Below are 14,763 nucleotides of genomic sequence, written 5' to 3' on the forward strand. Positions count from 1 at the left end.
TGGGCTCGCAATGGTCCGAGACGAACGAAGCGCGTCCGAGGGCAGGCGCTCCCGGACGCGCTTCGCGTCGGCGATTACTGGACGTCGTACACCCAGATCAGCGTGGAGGTGAGTTCACCCACGGGCGTCCACTGGTATTCGCGGGCGACTCCCTGCCCCTTGTAGTTGCGCACGTAGTCCAGCAAGGCCGGCCGGGTGATGGCACCCGAGTCGATGCCCTTGAGCAGGATGGTGCCCAGGTCGTAACCCTCGGTGCTGTACGTGCCGGGTTCCTGCCCGAACTTGTCGGTGTATTCCTGGGCGAAGCTGCCGGTGGCCGGGCCGCACGGGCAGGCCAGCAGCGCGCCCTTGGCGGACTCGCCCGCCTGCTTGACGAACTCGTTGTCCTTGCTGCCGTCGGCACTGACGAAGGTGCCGCCGAAGCCACTGTCACGCAGCTGCTGCACCAGCGGGGCGGCCTCCGCGTAGTACCCGCCGAAGAACACCGAATCCGGTGCGGCGCCGTTGATCTGGGTCACCGCGGCGGAGAAGTCCTTATCGCCCTTCTTGACCGAGATGTTGCAGGCTGAATCGGCGACCGGGCCGAGCGTGTCGCGCACCGCGGTGGCCAGGCCCAGACCGTAGTCGGTGCTGTCGTCGACGACGCAGACCTTCTTGTGGCCCAGCGTGTTCTTGAGGTAGTTGGCGACCGAGGGTCCCTGGACACCGTCGTTGGCCAAGCCGCGGAAGAAGGTCTTCCAGCCGTTCTCCGAGAGCGTGACGTTGGTGGCCGATGCGGTGACCGCGGCAAGGCCGGCCTGGTCGAACACGCCGCCGGTGGCCTTGGTCTCGCCGGAGAAGGCCGGGCCGATCAGACCGATCGTGTACTGGTCCTCGATGATGCGCGGGGCGATGTTCGACGCCTTCTGCGGATCGCCCTCGGTGTCGAAGGTCTTCAGCTGCACCTGGCAACCCGGGTTGGCGGCGTTGTGCTTGTCGACGGCGAGCTGGACGCCGTTGCGGATGTTGATGCCCAGCGCGGCGTCCGGACCGTTGAGCGCACCGGCCATCGCGAGCGACACCGGCGGGCAGCTCGCCTTACCGTCCCCGGCGGGATCGGCCGGGGTCGCGCCTGCTGTCGCGGCGACCTCACCGCCGTTCTCGTCGATCTGGACCTTCTCGACGATCTTCAGATTCGTCTGAGCCGCCTCCTCTTCGGGTGTGCTCTGGCTGCAGCCGGCAATAGCCAGCGCCATCAGACTCGCCCCGCCGAGCGCAAATGCCTTGCGTGCCACGTGACCGCGCACGTCTCACCTCCGGTTCCCTGTTCTCCGTCAGGCATCTTCGGAACGGCCGGAACGGCCGAATCTGGCGATGCTTCGCCGACGACCTTAGCCACTACATCGCCGTATCGCGTGCTGTTCGGCGACGTGTGGCGCGGATCGGCTCGCCGAGGAGCCCAAAGAGCGGGGTCGGAAACGCAGTCTTAACCCGCGGTGTCGCGCGGGGGCATTACTTCTGCGGTTCGGCGGCGTCCTCGCCGGGGGCGTCCAGCGTCTCCAGCACCACCTCGGCCACGCGTTTCATCGTGGTGCGCCGGTCCATGGCGGCCCGCTGGATCCATTTGAACGCCTCGGGCTCGGTCATCCCCTGGTTGGCCTGCAACAGCCCCTTGGCGCGCTCGACGAGCTTGCGTGTCTCCAGCCGCTCCGAGAGGGTGGCCACCTCGTTCTCCAGCGCCGAGATCTCGCTGAACCGGCTGACGGCCAGCTCTATCGCCGGGATCAGGTCGGTGATGGAGAAGGGTTTGACCAGATAGGCCATCGCCCCCGCGTCACGGGCGCGTTCGACGAGTTCGCGCTGGGAGAAGGCCGTCAGGATGACGATCGGGGCAATGCGTTTGGCGGCGATCTCGGAGGCGGCGTCGATACCGTCACGGCGCGGCATCTTCACATCCATGATCACCAGGTCCGGGGTCAGGCTCTCGGCGAGGTCGACGGCCTCCTGACCGTCACCGGCCTGGCCCACCACCTCATACCCTTCGTCACGCAGCATCTCGGCGAGGTCCATCCGGATCAACGCTTCGTCTTCGGCGATCAGCACGCGTCGCGCGGCGGAGGCTTCGGTCATGGATGCCATCATGGCTGACATTGTGTCGCGATTGCCGACATCGGGCGACCGCGGGGTGAACAAGGCCCAGCCGGTCCCTGCGGTCAAGGCACCCACACGCATCCCTTAAAGTAGGAGACCGCAGGAACGCTCGCCCTCGTATCCCAACTGGCAGAGGAAACGGATTCAAAACCCGTGCAGTGTGAGTTCGAATCTCACCGAGGGCACCAGTAAGACCGTCAGGACCACCATATGAACCTCCACTCGTCCCCGGCGGATCGATGAACACACTGGTCTACGCGACGGACTGGGACTCCGCGGCGCTGTGGACGCGCAACGCAGGCGATCTGATCGGCACCGCGGCGTTCGCCATATCGGGGGCATTGCTCGCGATCCGCCGCGATTTCGACATCGTCGGCGCGCTCACCCTGGCCGCCATGACGGCCTGCGGCGGCGGGGTGATCCGCGATCTCATCATCGGCAAGACGCCACCCACCGCGTTCGTGGATCTGCGCTATCTGGCTGTTGCCGTCCTGAGCGCCCTGGTGGTCTTCGTGTGGTCGCCGCCGGCGCGGCTGTTGGGCCGCCCCCTGGACCTGGCCGACGCGCTGGGGCTCGGCGCGTTCTGCGTGACCGGCACGGTCACTGCGGCCAACCACGGCCTCGGTCCGGCGTCCTCGGCGCTGCTGGGCGTGGTCACGGCCGTCGGCGGTGGGGTGATCCGCGATGTGCTCGCAGGCCGGACCCCCAGCATCCTGCGCCCGGATCAGGAGATCTACGCGATACCAGCACTTTTCGGCGCCGCCATCACGGCGTTGCTCATCGAGTCTGGGCACTTCGGTGCGCTCACCGGTGGCGCGGTCGCGGCCTCGGTGTTCGTGTTCCGGGCGCTCGCCCTGCATTTCCGTTGGCGTGCCCCGCAGGCGCGTGGGCGCGACCGCGGCTGATACCGGCCGGCGCCGAACGCGAAAGTGCCGCTGCAGGTGATCACACCCTGCAGCGGCATTCCCCTCGCGTATCGAGAGTCGGCTACTCGCTGTCACCAGAAGACGTTGAGGCCGAGACACTCTCGTTGTTGCGCGGACGCTCGCTCGCCTCGGTGCTGGTACGCACCTCGGTGCCCGATTCGCTGCGCGGCCCCTTCGGGTTCCGGACGCTGATCTCGTCGCGGGCCTTCAGGTTCGGGCGCACCGCATCGGTGTCCTCGGACCGCACCGAGAACTTGGCGTCCCGGCTGCCCTCGGACTCGGTATCGGCCTTGAGATCGGACTTGAGGTCCTTCTCCTGGGCCGCGGTCTCCTTCTCGGATTCCTTCACCGACGTCGAGGTGTCCTCCTTCTCGGGAGCCTTCGGGGTGGCGGTCTCGTCGACCACGACCTCGTCGACCGGGGTCTCCTCCACGGGAGCCTCGACGACCGGGGTCTCCACAACCGGCGTTTCCACGACCGGGGTCTCCTCCACCGGAGTCTCCTCCACGGGAACCTCGGCAACCGGAGTCTCCTCCACGGGAACCTCGGCGACCGGGGTCTCCTCGACCGGGGCCTCGACCTGCTCGGAAGCCGGCGTCGACTCGGTCACCGCACCCGCCTGCACACCATGCTCGGACAGTGCCGGCGTCGCGGCTTCGGTTCCGGCCTTGTCGGTCTCGGCCGGCGCGTCGGACTCTTCGACGGCTGCCATCCGCATCGCCGAAGCCGGCTCAGCGGCGGCGGTCGGCCGGATCCCGAAGATGCCGTTGAAGAAGTTCGACACCATGGCCCCGATGGCGTTGAACAGTCCACCGAAGTTGAAGAAGCTGGTGAACGCCTGCTGGATGGCCTGCAGGAACGCAGCGATCGGATTGAACGGTTCGGCACCCGCGCCGGGGCCCGTTCCCGGACCGGTACCCGGTCCCGGGTTGTTCGGGTTGCCGAGGAACTCGATGAGTTCCTTGATGACCTGACCGACGGGCTTCATGGTGCCGTCCGGACGGAAGATGCCCAGGTTGGCCTCGTCGTTGTCGGCCGGCGGGTTCAGCCAGTCCTTGATGGTGTAGAGAAACATCGGACCCGCGCCCTGCATGGTCTGCCAGAACTCGATGATGTCGCGGACGAAGGCGGCCTGGGTGGCCTCGTCGACCCGGTTGGTGGGGATGCCGTACTCGGTGATCCAGATCTTGATCTGCTCCTCACCCGCCTGCAGGTGCGAATCCATCAGTTCGCGGATCTTGTTGAGCTGGTAGAGCGGCATGCCCTCTTTCCACGCCAGGTCCTCGCCGACGGAGAACTTCCACTCGAAGTTGTACGGGTGGAATGACAGCGCATCGAAGTAGCCGTGGGCGCCGGCGTCGTACATGCCCTTGACGAAGTCGATCGGGTTCAGGGTCAGCCCGGGCCACGTCTTACCTGCGCCGATGACGCCACCGATGACCGTGATATCGGTGCCGACCTGAGCGGCCGCCTCCTTGAGCGCGGTGTAGGTCTTCTTCAGCATCGCGGTGTACGCGGCCGGGTCCAGGGTGTTCCAGAACTGGATCGAGTTGGGCTCGTTCCACACCTCGTAGGCCGAGATCTTGTCGCCGTAGCGCAGCGCGACGGACTTGGCGAAGGCGGCGAACTGGTCGAAGTTGGCGGGCTCACCGTTGAGCGGTGTGGTGGACGACGCCCACATCGGGGTCGAGTTCAGCACGCCAAGGATGCCCATCCCGCGAGCCGCCGCGGCATTGACCACCTTGTCGAGCTGGTCCCAACGCGGGGCACCCAGTCCGAACGGGGTATCGGGGTGCAGGGGTTGCACACCGGCCCACGGAACCATGATCCGGACGTTGGTCACCCCGAGCGACTGCATCATGTCGAGGCGTTCGTTGATCTCCTCGATGCTGGCCGACATATAGATCTCCGAGTCGGCGATGCCAATGGTCGAAGGAGACTCCACGATGGCGGCCACGGGCTGCACTTCATATGACTTGTGTTTGCTCGCTGGCAAGACAAAGTAACTAGAAGTTGCCGCGAATAGCGACGCGGCTATCAGGACTATCGCTCCTCTGATGGCAACTCTGTGGACAGCCTTGGGCATCTTGTCCCACATGGCGACTCCCGTTCTCGGACCTGGTCGTTCGGCGTTGCCTACGCACTCCGCATGAAATTAACCCACCCGACAGCAAATTGCCAAATAAGTAAAAAAGTCGCTCTGAAGTGCCGATTTACGTGCCGAATAATCCATTTCCAGCAAACTCGTGTCCGAGACTGCAGAATTACGATTCGCCTCCAAAGTGCCGAAGATGGCAAAGAAAACGTGTTTCAAGATCGCATTCGAGTTGCAACCATCTTGTGACCTGAGTCACATCAGTTTGCCCACGTCCGTTAGCTTTTCGTGACGCAGGAGTGATTCGATCTTGATGCGCCCGGCGTGTCAGCGAATATTGACGACAATGTCAGCTAACATGCCGTCGTGTCCCCCGATTGGGGGACATGCACCCGAGCCACAGATTTGGACAAGGTTTGCCAGGCGCCTCCGCGGATCCGCCGAAACTGCGGCTGTGAGCCTCCCCACGGGGAGTACGCTCCGAGAGTGGCAGCGAGGGTGCCCGGCCGGTGCCTCCCCGACATTCCCGAGGGCAGCCGGCAGTATGAGGATGCGGCCAGTCGGCGACTGGCAACTCTGACTGTCAGCACGCGGATCGCGGCCGCGATCGTCGGCATCTACGGCTTTGCCGAGCTGATCCTGGTACCCGAAGTACCGCATATCGGCCTGGTCAACGTGGTCAGCGCTGCGCTTTTCCTGGCCATTCCACTGCTCTACCGCTTCGGCTCGTTGGTGGCGCTCGCCGCCTTCGTCACCATCGCCTATGCCAGCACCGCGTACATGTGCAGCCAACTCGGCACCGATACCGGTCTGCAGTTCTACTTCTTCGTCGGCGCGGCGCTGATCATCCTGATGATCGGCACCGACCACCTCGTGATCGCCTCGGCGTTGGCCGCCTCGGGGCCGGTCCTTGCGATCGCATTGGAATGGCTGGTGCCCGACAACACCGGGGTCTTCTCGGAGGCCGCGATGCGTGCCAACTTCGTCATCACGGCCTGCACAGCAAGCCTCATGGTGATCGTCGTCGTGGCCTCGGCGATGCGCCGGATAGAGCGCGCCGAAAGTGCGCTGCAGGCCGAATTCGACAAATCCGAGGCGCTGCTCGCCAACATCCTTCCCACGACCATCGCCGACCGACTCAAGGATCGGCGCGACGTGATGATCGCCGACGGATTCGCCGACGCATCCATCCTGTTCGCCGACATCGCCGGGTACACCCAGCGCGCCAGCGACACCGATCCCGCGGACCTCGTGTTGTTCCTCAACCGCCTCTACACCGATTTCGACGGCCTGGTCGACCGGCACGGTCTGGAGAAGATCAAGACCAGCGGTGACTCGTACATGGTGGTCTCCGGCGTGCCGATCCCCCGCCCGGACCACCTGGAATCACTGGCATGCCTGGCGCTGGACATGGCCCACGCCGTCGACGGGCTCCGCGACGCGCAGGGCCGCGAGGTACCGCTGCGCATCGGGATCGCCGCCGGCCCGGTGGTCGCTGGGGTGGTGGGATCACGCAAGTTCTTCTACGACGTCTGGGGTGATGCGGTCAACGTGGCCTCCCGCATGGAGAGCACCGACGAGGAGGGCCGCATCCAGGTGCCCCAGGACGTCTACGAACGCATCAACGACTCCTATCTGTTCGAAGAGCGCGGCGAGGTCGCCGTGAAGGGCAAGGGCTGGATGCACACCTGGTATCTGGTGGGCCGGCGGCCGGCGCACGATCCCACCGGCCCCGCCGCGCTCTCCGATGGCCCTACACCTTGTGATTCTCCGATCGGATGAGCCAGGCCAGCTTCTCCAAGCCGTCGATGAGCTGATGCAGGATGTCCGCGGTGCTGGGGTCCTCGGCGTCGACGGCGTCATGCACACCACGCAACGTGTCGACGGTCGCGTAGATGCGGGTGCCGATCAGATCCACCACCTCGGTGGTGTTGCGTTCGTAGGGCGGGAACGCGGGCAGCGTGGTGGTGGCCGCCACCGTGTCGGAGCGGCCGTCGGCCACCGCATAGAGCGTGCGCATGCGTTCGGCGATGGTGTCGCTGCCCTCGCGGGCAAAGTCGACCAGCTCGTCGAGCTGTAGGTGCAGATCCCGGAAATTGCTACCGACCACATTCCAGTGCGCCTGCTTGCCCTGCAGATGCAGCTCGATCATGTCGACCAGAACCTGTTGCAGGCTGGCCTGCAGCTGAGGTGAGGCCTGGAAGCCCTGGATATCACTTTCGGTGCGCCGTGTTGTCGTCATATGAGAGGCAACGCCGTCTTTTCTGGAATCATTCCAGATTCTTCGACCCTCCGCCGCGCTGCTGATCCTGCTGAGACAGCAGTCGCGCATAACCCGCACCCGTACCGAGCAGCACCAGTCCGGTGACGATGAACACCGCGACCCGGAAGATGCCGTCCAGGGTGCCCAGATCGAACAGGAACAGCTTCGCCATGGCCGCGGTCACCAGCGCCATACCGCCACCGAGGGGCACCGAACGGTCTGCCCGGTCCAGGCGCACGGCGTACCAGAGCAGACCGGCTGCCAGCACGATCCAGCTGATGGTCGCCGCCATGTGCCCGGCCAGAAATCCACCATCCGTTCCACCGATCAGCACACCGGCGGTGACGGTGAACACGGTCACCGCATAGGCACTGAGCACGGCCGCCCCGGCCAGCAGCAGCCGTCCGGTGTCGGCGTCGCGGTGACGTCGCGTCAGAGACCACGTCTGCGCCGCGCCGTAGAGCACCACCAGCAGGCTGGAGATCAGCACCGACACCGCCTCGGCGCCGGACCGCTCGGTTGCCGTCGTGATCGTGCCCGGGCCCGCCAGCTCGAGGTAGTAGAGGCCCCCGACCGCGCCGAACACCAGCGCGGCGATCTGCGCACCGGTGTCGTGCCGCCCGGCCACGGCCACCACCACCGCCAGCGCCAACAGCAGCGGGCCCGCGGCGCGGCCGTCGAAGGCCACCGCGACGGCGACCAGTGCGGCGACCACCGACAGCGCCGACCACACCTGACGGACAGGTCCGGCCAGGCCGGGAATGTGATCACCGAGCAGCACGACCGCCAGCAAGGACAGTGACAGCGCCGCGATCATCAGCGCGGCGATCCGACCGTCCACCGCGACCGACACCAGCAGCAGCGGTGCCGCGCCGACCGTCGACACCACCGTCATCGACGCGCGATGTGTGCTGTGCGACAACAGAATCAGCGCCGATCCGATGGCCGATAGCGCGGCGATGGCCGCCCCACCGGCCAGCCAGGCGTGGTCGTGGGAGCCGAACGCCGCACCGACCAACGCCAGGAACACCGGCCCGCTGCCCGCCGCCGTCCGGGCCGCATACATCCAGGTCCAGTCGCGGCCGAGCTGCACCGGAAGAGTCGCCGCCGAGAGCGCCAGCATGAATCCGATCAGCAGCAGATCCACATCACCGACCACCACCGGTGCCAGCACGGTCAGCGGGACCAGCACCAGCAGCGCGAGTTGTTCGGAATCCCAGCGCCGCGCCAGCATCAGGCCACCGCCTGCGATCACCGCCGACAGCACCAGTCCGATGACCGGCGCCACCCACTCATAGATTGTGCTGACTGCCACCACATCGATGTACGCGGTCGCGATACCCGTGGCGGCCAACGCAATGGCACCGACCCGGCCACCCGATCGGCTGTTGAGCCAGAACGCCCCGGCGACCAGGCCTGCCGCCAACACGGCACCGGCGGCAACCCGGACCGGCGGCGCGAGCAGGCCGGCCTGGGCGGCCAGCACCACCAGCAGCACGACGCCGATGAGCGTCACCGCCACACCGGCGGCGGCCAGCACCTTCCCGATCCAGTTCTGCGGGCGCGCGGTCGGTGCGGCGACGGGCGGCACCGCGGCGGGTACGGCCGGCGTCGGCACCGCCGGCGCGGTCGGGGCGGGATACCCGGGTTGCTGCGGGACCGGCGCGTACCGCGGATGCTGTGGGTACTGCGCATGGTTCGGGTAACCCCACCAGAACTGCTGCGGGGCGGCCGGTGCGGACTGGCCGAGGGCGCCGGACAGTTGCGTCAGTTCGGCCGACGCACGGGCCAGCTGCTGCGACATGGCCACGAACTCGGCGGACAGTCGGGTGAGCACCTGCTGCGGTTCGGTCATGGCTGACATCCTGACCGACGAACTCACCGGATGAGATGAGTAGGACTACTCGATCATTCGTCGAGTCCGTGCTCGATCGCGTAGCGGGCCAGCTCGACCCGGTTGGCGACCTGCAGCTTGCGGAACGTCGCCTGCACGTGGTTCTCGACGGTCCGATGGCTCAGCGACAGTCGCTCGGCGATCTGCTTGGCCGTCAGCCCCTTCGCGACATGACGCAGGATCTCGGTCTCGCGGTCGGTGAGGCTGGGCACCGCGGGACCGGCCTTGTCGCCGACCGGTTCGGCCGCGATGCGCCGGTACTCGCCGAGCACCAGACCCGCCAGCCCGGGCGTGAACACCGCGCGGCCCGCCGCGGTAGCTCGAACTGCTTCGCCCAGTTCGGTTTTCGACGCACTCTTGACCAGATACCCGGTGGCCCCGGCCTTCACGGCTTCCAGCACGTCGGCGCGTTCATCCGAGGCCGACAAGACCAGGATCCGCGAGGACGGCGACACCGCGAGCACCTCCGCGCAGGCCTGGGCACCGGTCCCGTCGGCGAGCCGCATGTCCATCACCACGACCTCGGGGTGCACCACCTCGGCCCGGCGCCGCGCCGAGGCCACGCCGTCGGCGGTCGCGACCACCTCGAAACCGTCATCGGCCAGATCGCGCGCCACCGCGTCGCGCCAGATCGGGTGATCGTCGACCACCATCACCGTCGGCATCACTGTCCTCCCTTGCCCGATCGGGGAACCGTCAGTTCCCACTCGGTGCCGCCGCTGGACGGTGTGGTCAGATCCGCGCGGCCGCCGAGTGCGGCCATCCTGCCCTGGATGGACTTGCTCACCCCGACCCGCCCCTCCGCCGCGGCGGCGGCCAGCCGTCCCTCGGGTATGCCGGGCCCGTCATCGCGGATGCTGACAACCACCTCGTCTCCGAGATCCTCCAGCAGCACGAAGGCCCGCGCCTGCGGACCGGCATGGCGTTCCACATTGGTCAGCGCGTTGACCACAGCAGCGTCGACCTCGGCGGCCACCGCACTGTCCAGGTACACCGGGGCGGCAGGCACGCTGACCGACACCCGGTCGGCACCGTGCCTGCGCAGCAGCGCGCCGAGATCGCTCGCCGCTGTCGGCGCGTGAGCGACGAGGGTGTCCTCGGTGCTGAGCAACCGGCGCAGCGCACGCTCCTGCTCCCCCGCGGCCTCCGCCAGTTCGGCTGTCTCACCACCGATTTCGCGACCGCGTCGGGCCACCATCGCCAATACCTGCAGCACCCCGTCATGCACATGCCTGGACAGTCGTTCCCGCTCGGCCAGCGCCGCACTGAGCCGCGTCGCCCGCTCCAACTCGGCATGTGCCCGGCGCGCGGTGGTCGCCGCCATCCCGACGGCCAACCCCACCGCCAACTCGATCAGGATGGTGGGGCTGCGCACCAGATCCACCGCGATCGCCCCCTTGAGCGCCGCGCCGGTACCCATCACGGCCAGACCCATCACCATTCCCGCGGCGGGCCCGGCCAGGATCGCCGCCGAGACCACCGCGTTGGTCGCCCACAGCGTCGTCGGCCACGACTGGTTGTCCAGCACCCACTGCTCGGAGGCGACCAACCAGGTGGACCCCATGAACGCGAGCACGACCGCGGCCTCACCGATCACCCAGGTGCGGCACCTGCCGAATCCGCCGAGATAGGCCACACCGCACGCAATGGTCCACGCCGTCAACACACCGAACAACACCCAGCTCAATGCAGGCCGGTCCAGTTCGTGGTACTTGGAAACCTGGAAATAAAGCGCATAGCTCCAGCTGAGCAGCCGGAACACCTGCGCGGCCCGCCACAGCGGGGCGACCGGGTCCACCGTCGCCGCGTTCATCGGGGCTACATCACCTTGGACAGGAAGGCCTTCGTGCGCTCGTGCTGCGGATTGCTCATGACCTCGGTCGGCTTGCCGCGCTCGACGACCACACCGGCATCCATGAAGACCAGCTCGTCGGCGACCTCGCGGGCGAAGCCCATCTCATGGGTCACCACCAGCATGGTCATCCCCTCGGAGGCGAGCTTCTTCATCACCGAGAGCACCTCCCCGACCAGTTCGGGATCCAGTGCCGAGGTGGGCTCGTCGAAGAGCATCAGCTTGGGACTCATGGCCAGCGCACGCGCGATCGCGACCCGCTGCTGCTGACCACCGGAGAGCTGGGCCGGGTAGGCGCCGGCCTTGTCGGCCAGGCCGACCTGGTTGAGCAGATCCATCGCCCGCTCGGTGGCCTGCTTCTTGTTCTGCCCCTTGACCTGGGTGGGGGCCTCGACCACGTTGCCCAGCGCGGTGCGGTGCGGGAACAGGTTGAAATGCTGGAAGACCATGCCGACGTCACGACGCTGGCGGGCCACATCGCGGGGCTTCATCTCGTACAACTTGCCGCCGCGCTCCTGATAGCCGACGAGGGCACCGTCGACGTAGAGCCGGCCGGCGCTGACGGTTTCCAGGTGGTTGATGCAGCGTAGGAATGTCGACTTACCGGAGCCCGACGGCCCGACCAGGACCAGCACCTGGCCCTTCTGCACCTCCAGAGTGATGCCCTTGAGCACCTTGAGGGCGCCGAAGTCCTTGCAGACGAGTTCGGCCTTGACCATGGGCTGTGCTGATTCGTTCACCGGCGACACTCTCAGGCACCCGTGCCCATCTGCGCCTTGGCCAGCGCCTCGAGTTGTTTGGGACTGAGCTTGCGCGACGCTCCCCTGGAGAAGTAGCGCTCCAGGTAGAACTGGCCGACCATCAGAACGCTGGTGATGATCAGATACCAGGTCGCGGCGACCAGCAGCAGGGGTACCGGTTCGAAGATCCGGGCGGCGATCTCGCGGGTCGCGATGCTGTACAGGTCGAACGCATACGGCACCGCGGTCACCAGCGATGTCGTCTTCAGCAGACTGATGACCTCGTTACCGGTCGGCGGGATGATCACCCGCATCGCCTGTGGCAACACGGTGCGCCGCATCGCCAGACCCCAGGACATCCCCAGCGCGGTCGATGCCTCCAGCTGGCCCTCGGGCACCGAGGTGATGCCCGCGCGGACGATCTCCGCCATATAGGCCGCCTCGTTGAGGGCGAGGCCGATCACGGCCAGCGCGAACGGGAACGACAGGTTCTGCAGGTCGATATGGAAGAAGGTCGGCCCGAAGGGCACCCCGAGCTGGATCTTCTGGTAGATCGTGGGCATCAGGCCCCAGAACGCCAGCTGCACGTACACCGGGGTGCCGCGGAAGACCCAGAGGAACACCCAGGCGACCGAACTGAGCACGGCGTTGTCGGACAACCGCATGATCGTCAGGATGACGCCGAGCACGATGCCGATGACCATCGAATAGACGGTCAGCTGCAAGGTGTTGGCGACACCCAGCAGGATCCGCTCGTTGAACAGGTATTTCGTGAACGTCGACCAGCCGTAGGCCGGGTTGGTGGCCGCACCGTAGAGGAAGAGGCCGACCACGACGATGATGACGGCCGCCGCCACCCACCGCCACGGATGACGCAGCGGTACTGCGTCGATCGCTTCGGGCGAGTTGGACGGTGGCGGCGAGCCGGCATCACTCATGTGTGTCGATATCCCTGTGTGTCGATATCGCTAGGAGACCGCGCCGTTGATGACCGGCTTGTCGATCATCCCCTCCTCAAGACCCCAGTTCGCGGCGATCTCCTTGTACTTGCCGTTCTCGATGAGGTGCTCCAGGGCCTGCAGCAGCGACTGCGCCAGCGGCGAACCCTTCTCCACCGGCCAGCCGTAGGGCGCCGAATCGAACGTCTCGCCGGCCTGCTCCAGCTTTCCGTTGGTCTGCTTGATGGCGTACAGCGTCACCGGCGAGTCCGCCGACATGGCGTCGGCCTGGCCGAGCACCACCGCGTTGGTGGCGGCGTCCTGGCTGTCGAACGGGATGATGTCGATGGCCGGCTTGCCCTCGTCGGTGCACTTCTTGCTGCGCGCGGGCAACTCGTCGGTCTCCTGGACGGTGGTCGCCTGGACGGCGACCTTCTTGCCGCAGGCATCCTCCGGATTGATCGAGCCACCGGCGGGCTGGGCCCACAGCGTGCCCGCCGAGAAGTAGGTGACGAAGTCGACCTGCTGCTCGCGCTCCTTGCTGTCGGTGAACGAGGACATGCCGACGTTGAACGTGCCGCCCTGGATCGACGGAATGATCTTCGCGAAGTCGGCCTCGCGGTATTCGGGCTCCAGCCCGAGCGTCCCGGCGACGGCGTTCATCAGGTCCACGTCGAACCCGACGATCTTGCCGGACTCGTCCTTGAACTCGTTCGGTGCGTAGGGGATGTTGACGCCGACGATCAGCTTCCCGGACGCCTTGATGGCCTCGGGGACGGTGTTGGCGATCGCCTCCACCTTCTCGGCCGGAGCGGCCGCCGTCGGGGACTCTTGCCCACCACTCGGTTCCGAGCTCGAACACCCCGACAGCGCCAGCGCGCCGGTCGCAGCGAACACGGCGGCGTAGCGCCAGAGCCTGGTCCGGCGCTCTTGGATTCCACCCAACACGGTGTGCCTCTACTTTCTGTTGCCGAGCCGTCACGGTCTGGTCCGTCGACAGCTCCAGCCGAAGACGTTAACGACCGATGATCCGGCGCGCAGCGCCGGTAACGGAACAGTAGTGGAGCCGTAACGTGCGAGTCGGCCGAACGCCGATCTGACTCGCGCGATGGCCGGGGCCGAACTGCCCGAGAAACGCCGACTACCTGGCGACAATGCCCGGCGGCACGGTCATCCCGTGTGCGACACTCACCACATGCAAACCCCTGCTCCCCCAAGCCTGTTGCAGCACCTGTGGAAGTCGACGCTGATCTCAGGTGTGTTGGCGGCCGCCCTCGGTATCGCGGTGGTGGCCTGGCCAGGGATCTCGGTCCTGATCGCCGCCATCTTCTTCGGCGCGTACCTGCTGGTGACCGGCATCGCGCAGGTCGTGTTCGCGTTCAGCCTCGACGTCTCGGCCGGTGGCCGGGTGCTGCTGTTCATCAGCGGTGCCGCCTCGGTGGTGCTCGCGGTGCTGGCGTTCCGCCAGCTGGGCAGCGCGGTGCTGCTGCTGGCCATCTGGATCGGTATCGGCTTCATCTTCCGCGGCGTGGCGACGGCGGTCTCGGCGATCAGCGATCCCACCCTGCCCGCACGCGGCTGGAACATCTTCCTCGGCGTCATCAGCCTGATCGCCGGCATCGTGGTGCTGGCCGCACCGTTCGAGTCGATCGGCACACTGGCCCTGGTCACGGGCATCTGGCTGATCGTCATCGGCGTGATGGAGGTGGTGACCGCGCTGGGCATCCGCTCGGCCTGGAACAAGCGGGACTCCGTCCACGAGACACCGGCCGCACCCGCACCGGCCACCGAGACCGTGGCCGCCGAACCGACAGCGCCGGCCGCGCCGACGGATCCACCGACCAGCTGAGTAATCCGCACCACGATTACGCGCGGCGGGACCATCGACCTACTACACTCTGTCGTAGTCGAGCAAGGGAGCTCGA

Annotated in this window: 13 protein-coding genes and 1 tRNA gene; 4 read left to right on the forward strand and 10 right to left on the reverse strand. The window is 66.7% G+C overall.

Going from position 1 to position 14,763, the window contains the following annotated elements; genetic code table 11:
• Positions 1-74 precede the first annotated feature (74 nt).
• Both G154_RS04330 and G154_RS04335 read right to left on the reverse strand, forming a co-directional pair.
• Positions 75-1,286 (reverse strand): branched-chain amino acid ABC transporter substrate-binding protein, encoded by a 1,212-nt coding sequence (locus tag G154_RS04330; protein ID WP_023985949.1) that lies wholly within the window; start codon positions 1,284-1,286, stop codon positions 75-77.
• Between the two features lie 205 nt (positions 1,287-1,491).
• Positions 1,492-2,121, reverse strand: coding sequence for an ANTAR domain-containing response regulator (locus tag G154_RS04335; protein ID WP_192817325.1), 630 nt, complete (start codon positions 2,119-2,121; stop codon positions 1,492-1,494).
• Positions 2,122-2,241: 120 nt separating this feature from the next.
• Between G154_RS04335 and G154_RS04340 the strand changes: the two genes are divergently transcribed.
• Positions 2,242-2,318 (forward strand) — tRNA-Leu (locus G154_RS04340).
• Between the two features lie 51 nt (positions 2,319-2,369).
• Positions 2,370-3,035 carry a trimeric intracellular cation channel family protein gene (locus G154_RS04345; protein WP_019511484.1) on the forward strand — a complete coding sequence of 222 codons (666 nt, stop codon included), beginning with the start codon at positions 2,370-2,372 and terminating at the stop codon, positions 3,033-3,035.
• Between the two features lie 82 nt (positions 3,036-3,117).
• On the opposite strand, the gene G154_RS25465 is transcribed toward G154_RS04345, so the two are convergent.
• The gene (locus tag G154_RS25465; protein WP_162181529.1) at positions 3,118-5,013 is read right to left on the reverse strand and encodes a cellulase family glycosylhydrolase; all 1,896 of its coding nucleotides are present in this window, start codon (positions 5,011-5,013) and stop codon (positions 3,118-3,120) included.
• Positions 5,014-5,637: 624 nt separating this feature from the next.
• On the opposite strand from G154_RS25465, the gene G154_RS04360 reads away from it, so the two are divergent.
• Positions 5,638-6,933, forward strand: a complete 1,296-nt coding sequence (locus G154_RS04360; protein WP_045546653.1) for an adenylate/guanylate cyclase domain-containing protein — start codon at positions 5,638-5,640, stop codon at positions 6,931-6,933.
• Here G154_RS04360 and G154_RS04365 read toward each other — a convergent pair.
• From G154_RS04365 to G154_RS04395, 7 genes are read right to left on the reverse strand one after another with little or no spacing between them, the layout of a single operon-like run.
• A complete protein-coding gene (locus G154_RS04365) occupies positions 6,905-7,393 on the reverse strand; it encodes a Dps family protein (RefSeq protein WP_019511481.1) in 489 nt (162 codons plus the stop codon). The two genes, G154_RS04360 and G154_RS04365, sit on opposite strands and share 29 nt — an antisense overlap.
• Before the next feature lie 28 nt (positions 7,394-7,421).
• A complete protein-coding gene (locus G154_RS04370; RefSeq protein ID WP_019511480.1) occupies positions 7,422-9,269 on the reverse strand; it encodes a DUF2339 domain-containing protein in 1,848 nt (615 codons plus the stop codon).
• 53 nt (positions 9,270-9,322) lie between these two features.
• Positions 9,323-9,973 carry a response regulator transcription factor gene (locus tag G154_RS04375; RefSeq protein ID WP_019511479.1) on the reverse strand — a complete coding sequence of 217 codons (651 nt, stop codon included), beginning with the start codon at positions 9,971-9,973 and terminating at the stop codon, positions 9,323-9,325.
• Positions 9,973-11,121 (reverse strand): MacS family sensor histidine kinase, encoded by a 1,149-nt coding sequence (gene macS, locus G154_RS04380; protein ID WP_019511478.1) that lies wholly within the window; start codon positions 11,119-11,121, stop codon positions 9,973-9,975. The genes G154_RS04375 and macS overlap by 1 nt, the downstream gene beginning before the upstream one ends.
• 5 nt (positions 11,122-11,126) lie before the next feature.
• Positions 11,127-11,879: an amino acid ABC transporter ATP-binding protein gene (locus G154_RS04385; protein WP_019511477.1), complete on the reverse strand. Its 753-nt coding sequence runs from the start codon at positions 11,877-11,879 to the stop codon at positions 11,127-11,129.
• A 32-nt stretch (positions 11,880-11,911) separates the two neighbouring features.
• Positions 11,912-12,838 carry an amino acid ABC transporter permease gene (locus tag G154_RS04390; protein ID WP_019511476.1) on the reverse strand — a complete coding sequence of 309 codons (927 nt, stop codon included), beginning with the start codon at positions 12,836-12,838 and terminating at the stop codon, positions 11,912-11,914.
• A gap of 30 nt (positions 12,839-12,868) precedes the next feature.
• Entirely contained in the window at positions 12,869-13,786 is a 918-nt protein-coding gene (locus tag G154_RS04395) for an ABC transporter substrate-binding protein (protein ID WP_023985954.1), read from the reverse strand.
• 247 nt (positions 13,787-14,033) lie between these two features.
• Between G154_RS04395 and G154_RS04400 the strand changes: the two genes are divergently transcribed.
• Complete coding sequence (locus G154_RS04400; protein WP_023985955.1) at positions 14,034-14,687, forward strand: HdeD family acid-resistance protein; 654 nt, start codon at positions 14,034-14,036, stop codon at positions 14,685-14,687.
• The last annotated feature ends 76 nt before the right edge of the window (positions 14,688-14,763 follow it).

Source organism: Mycobacterium sp. VKM Ac-1816D (genome assembly GCF_000416385.1).
Lineage (GTDB): Bacteria > Actinomycetota > Actinomycetes > Mycobacteriales > Mycobacteriaceae > Mycobacterium > Mycobacterium neoaurum_A.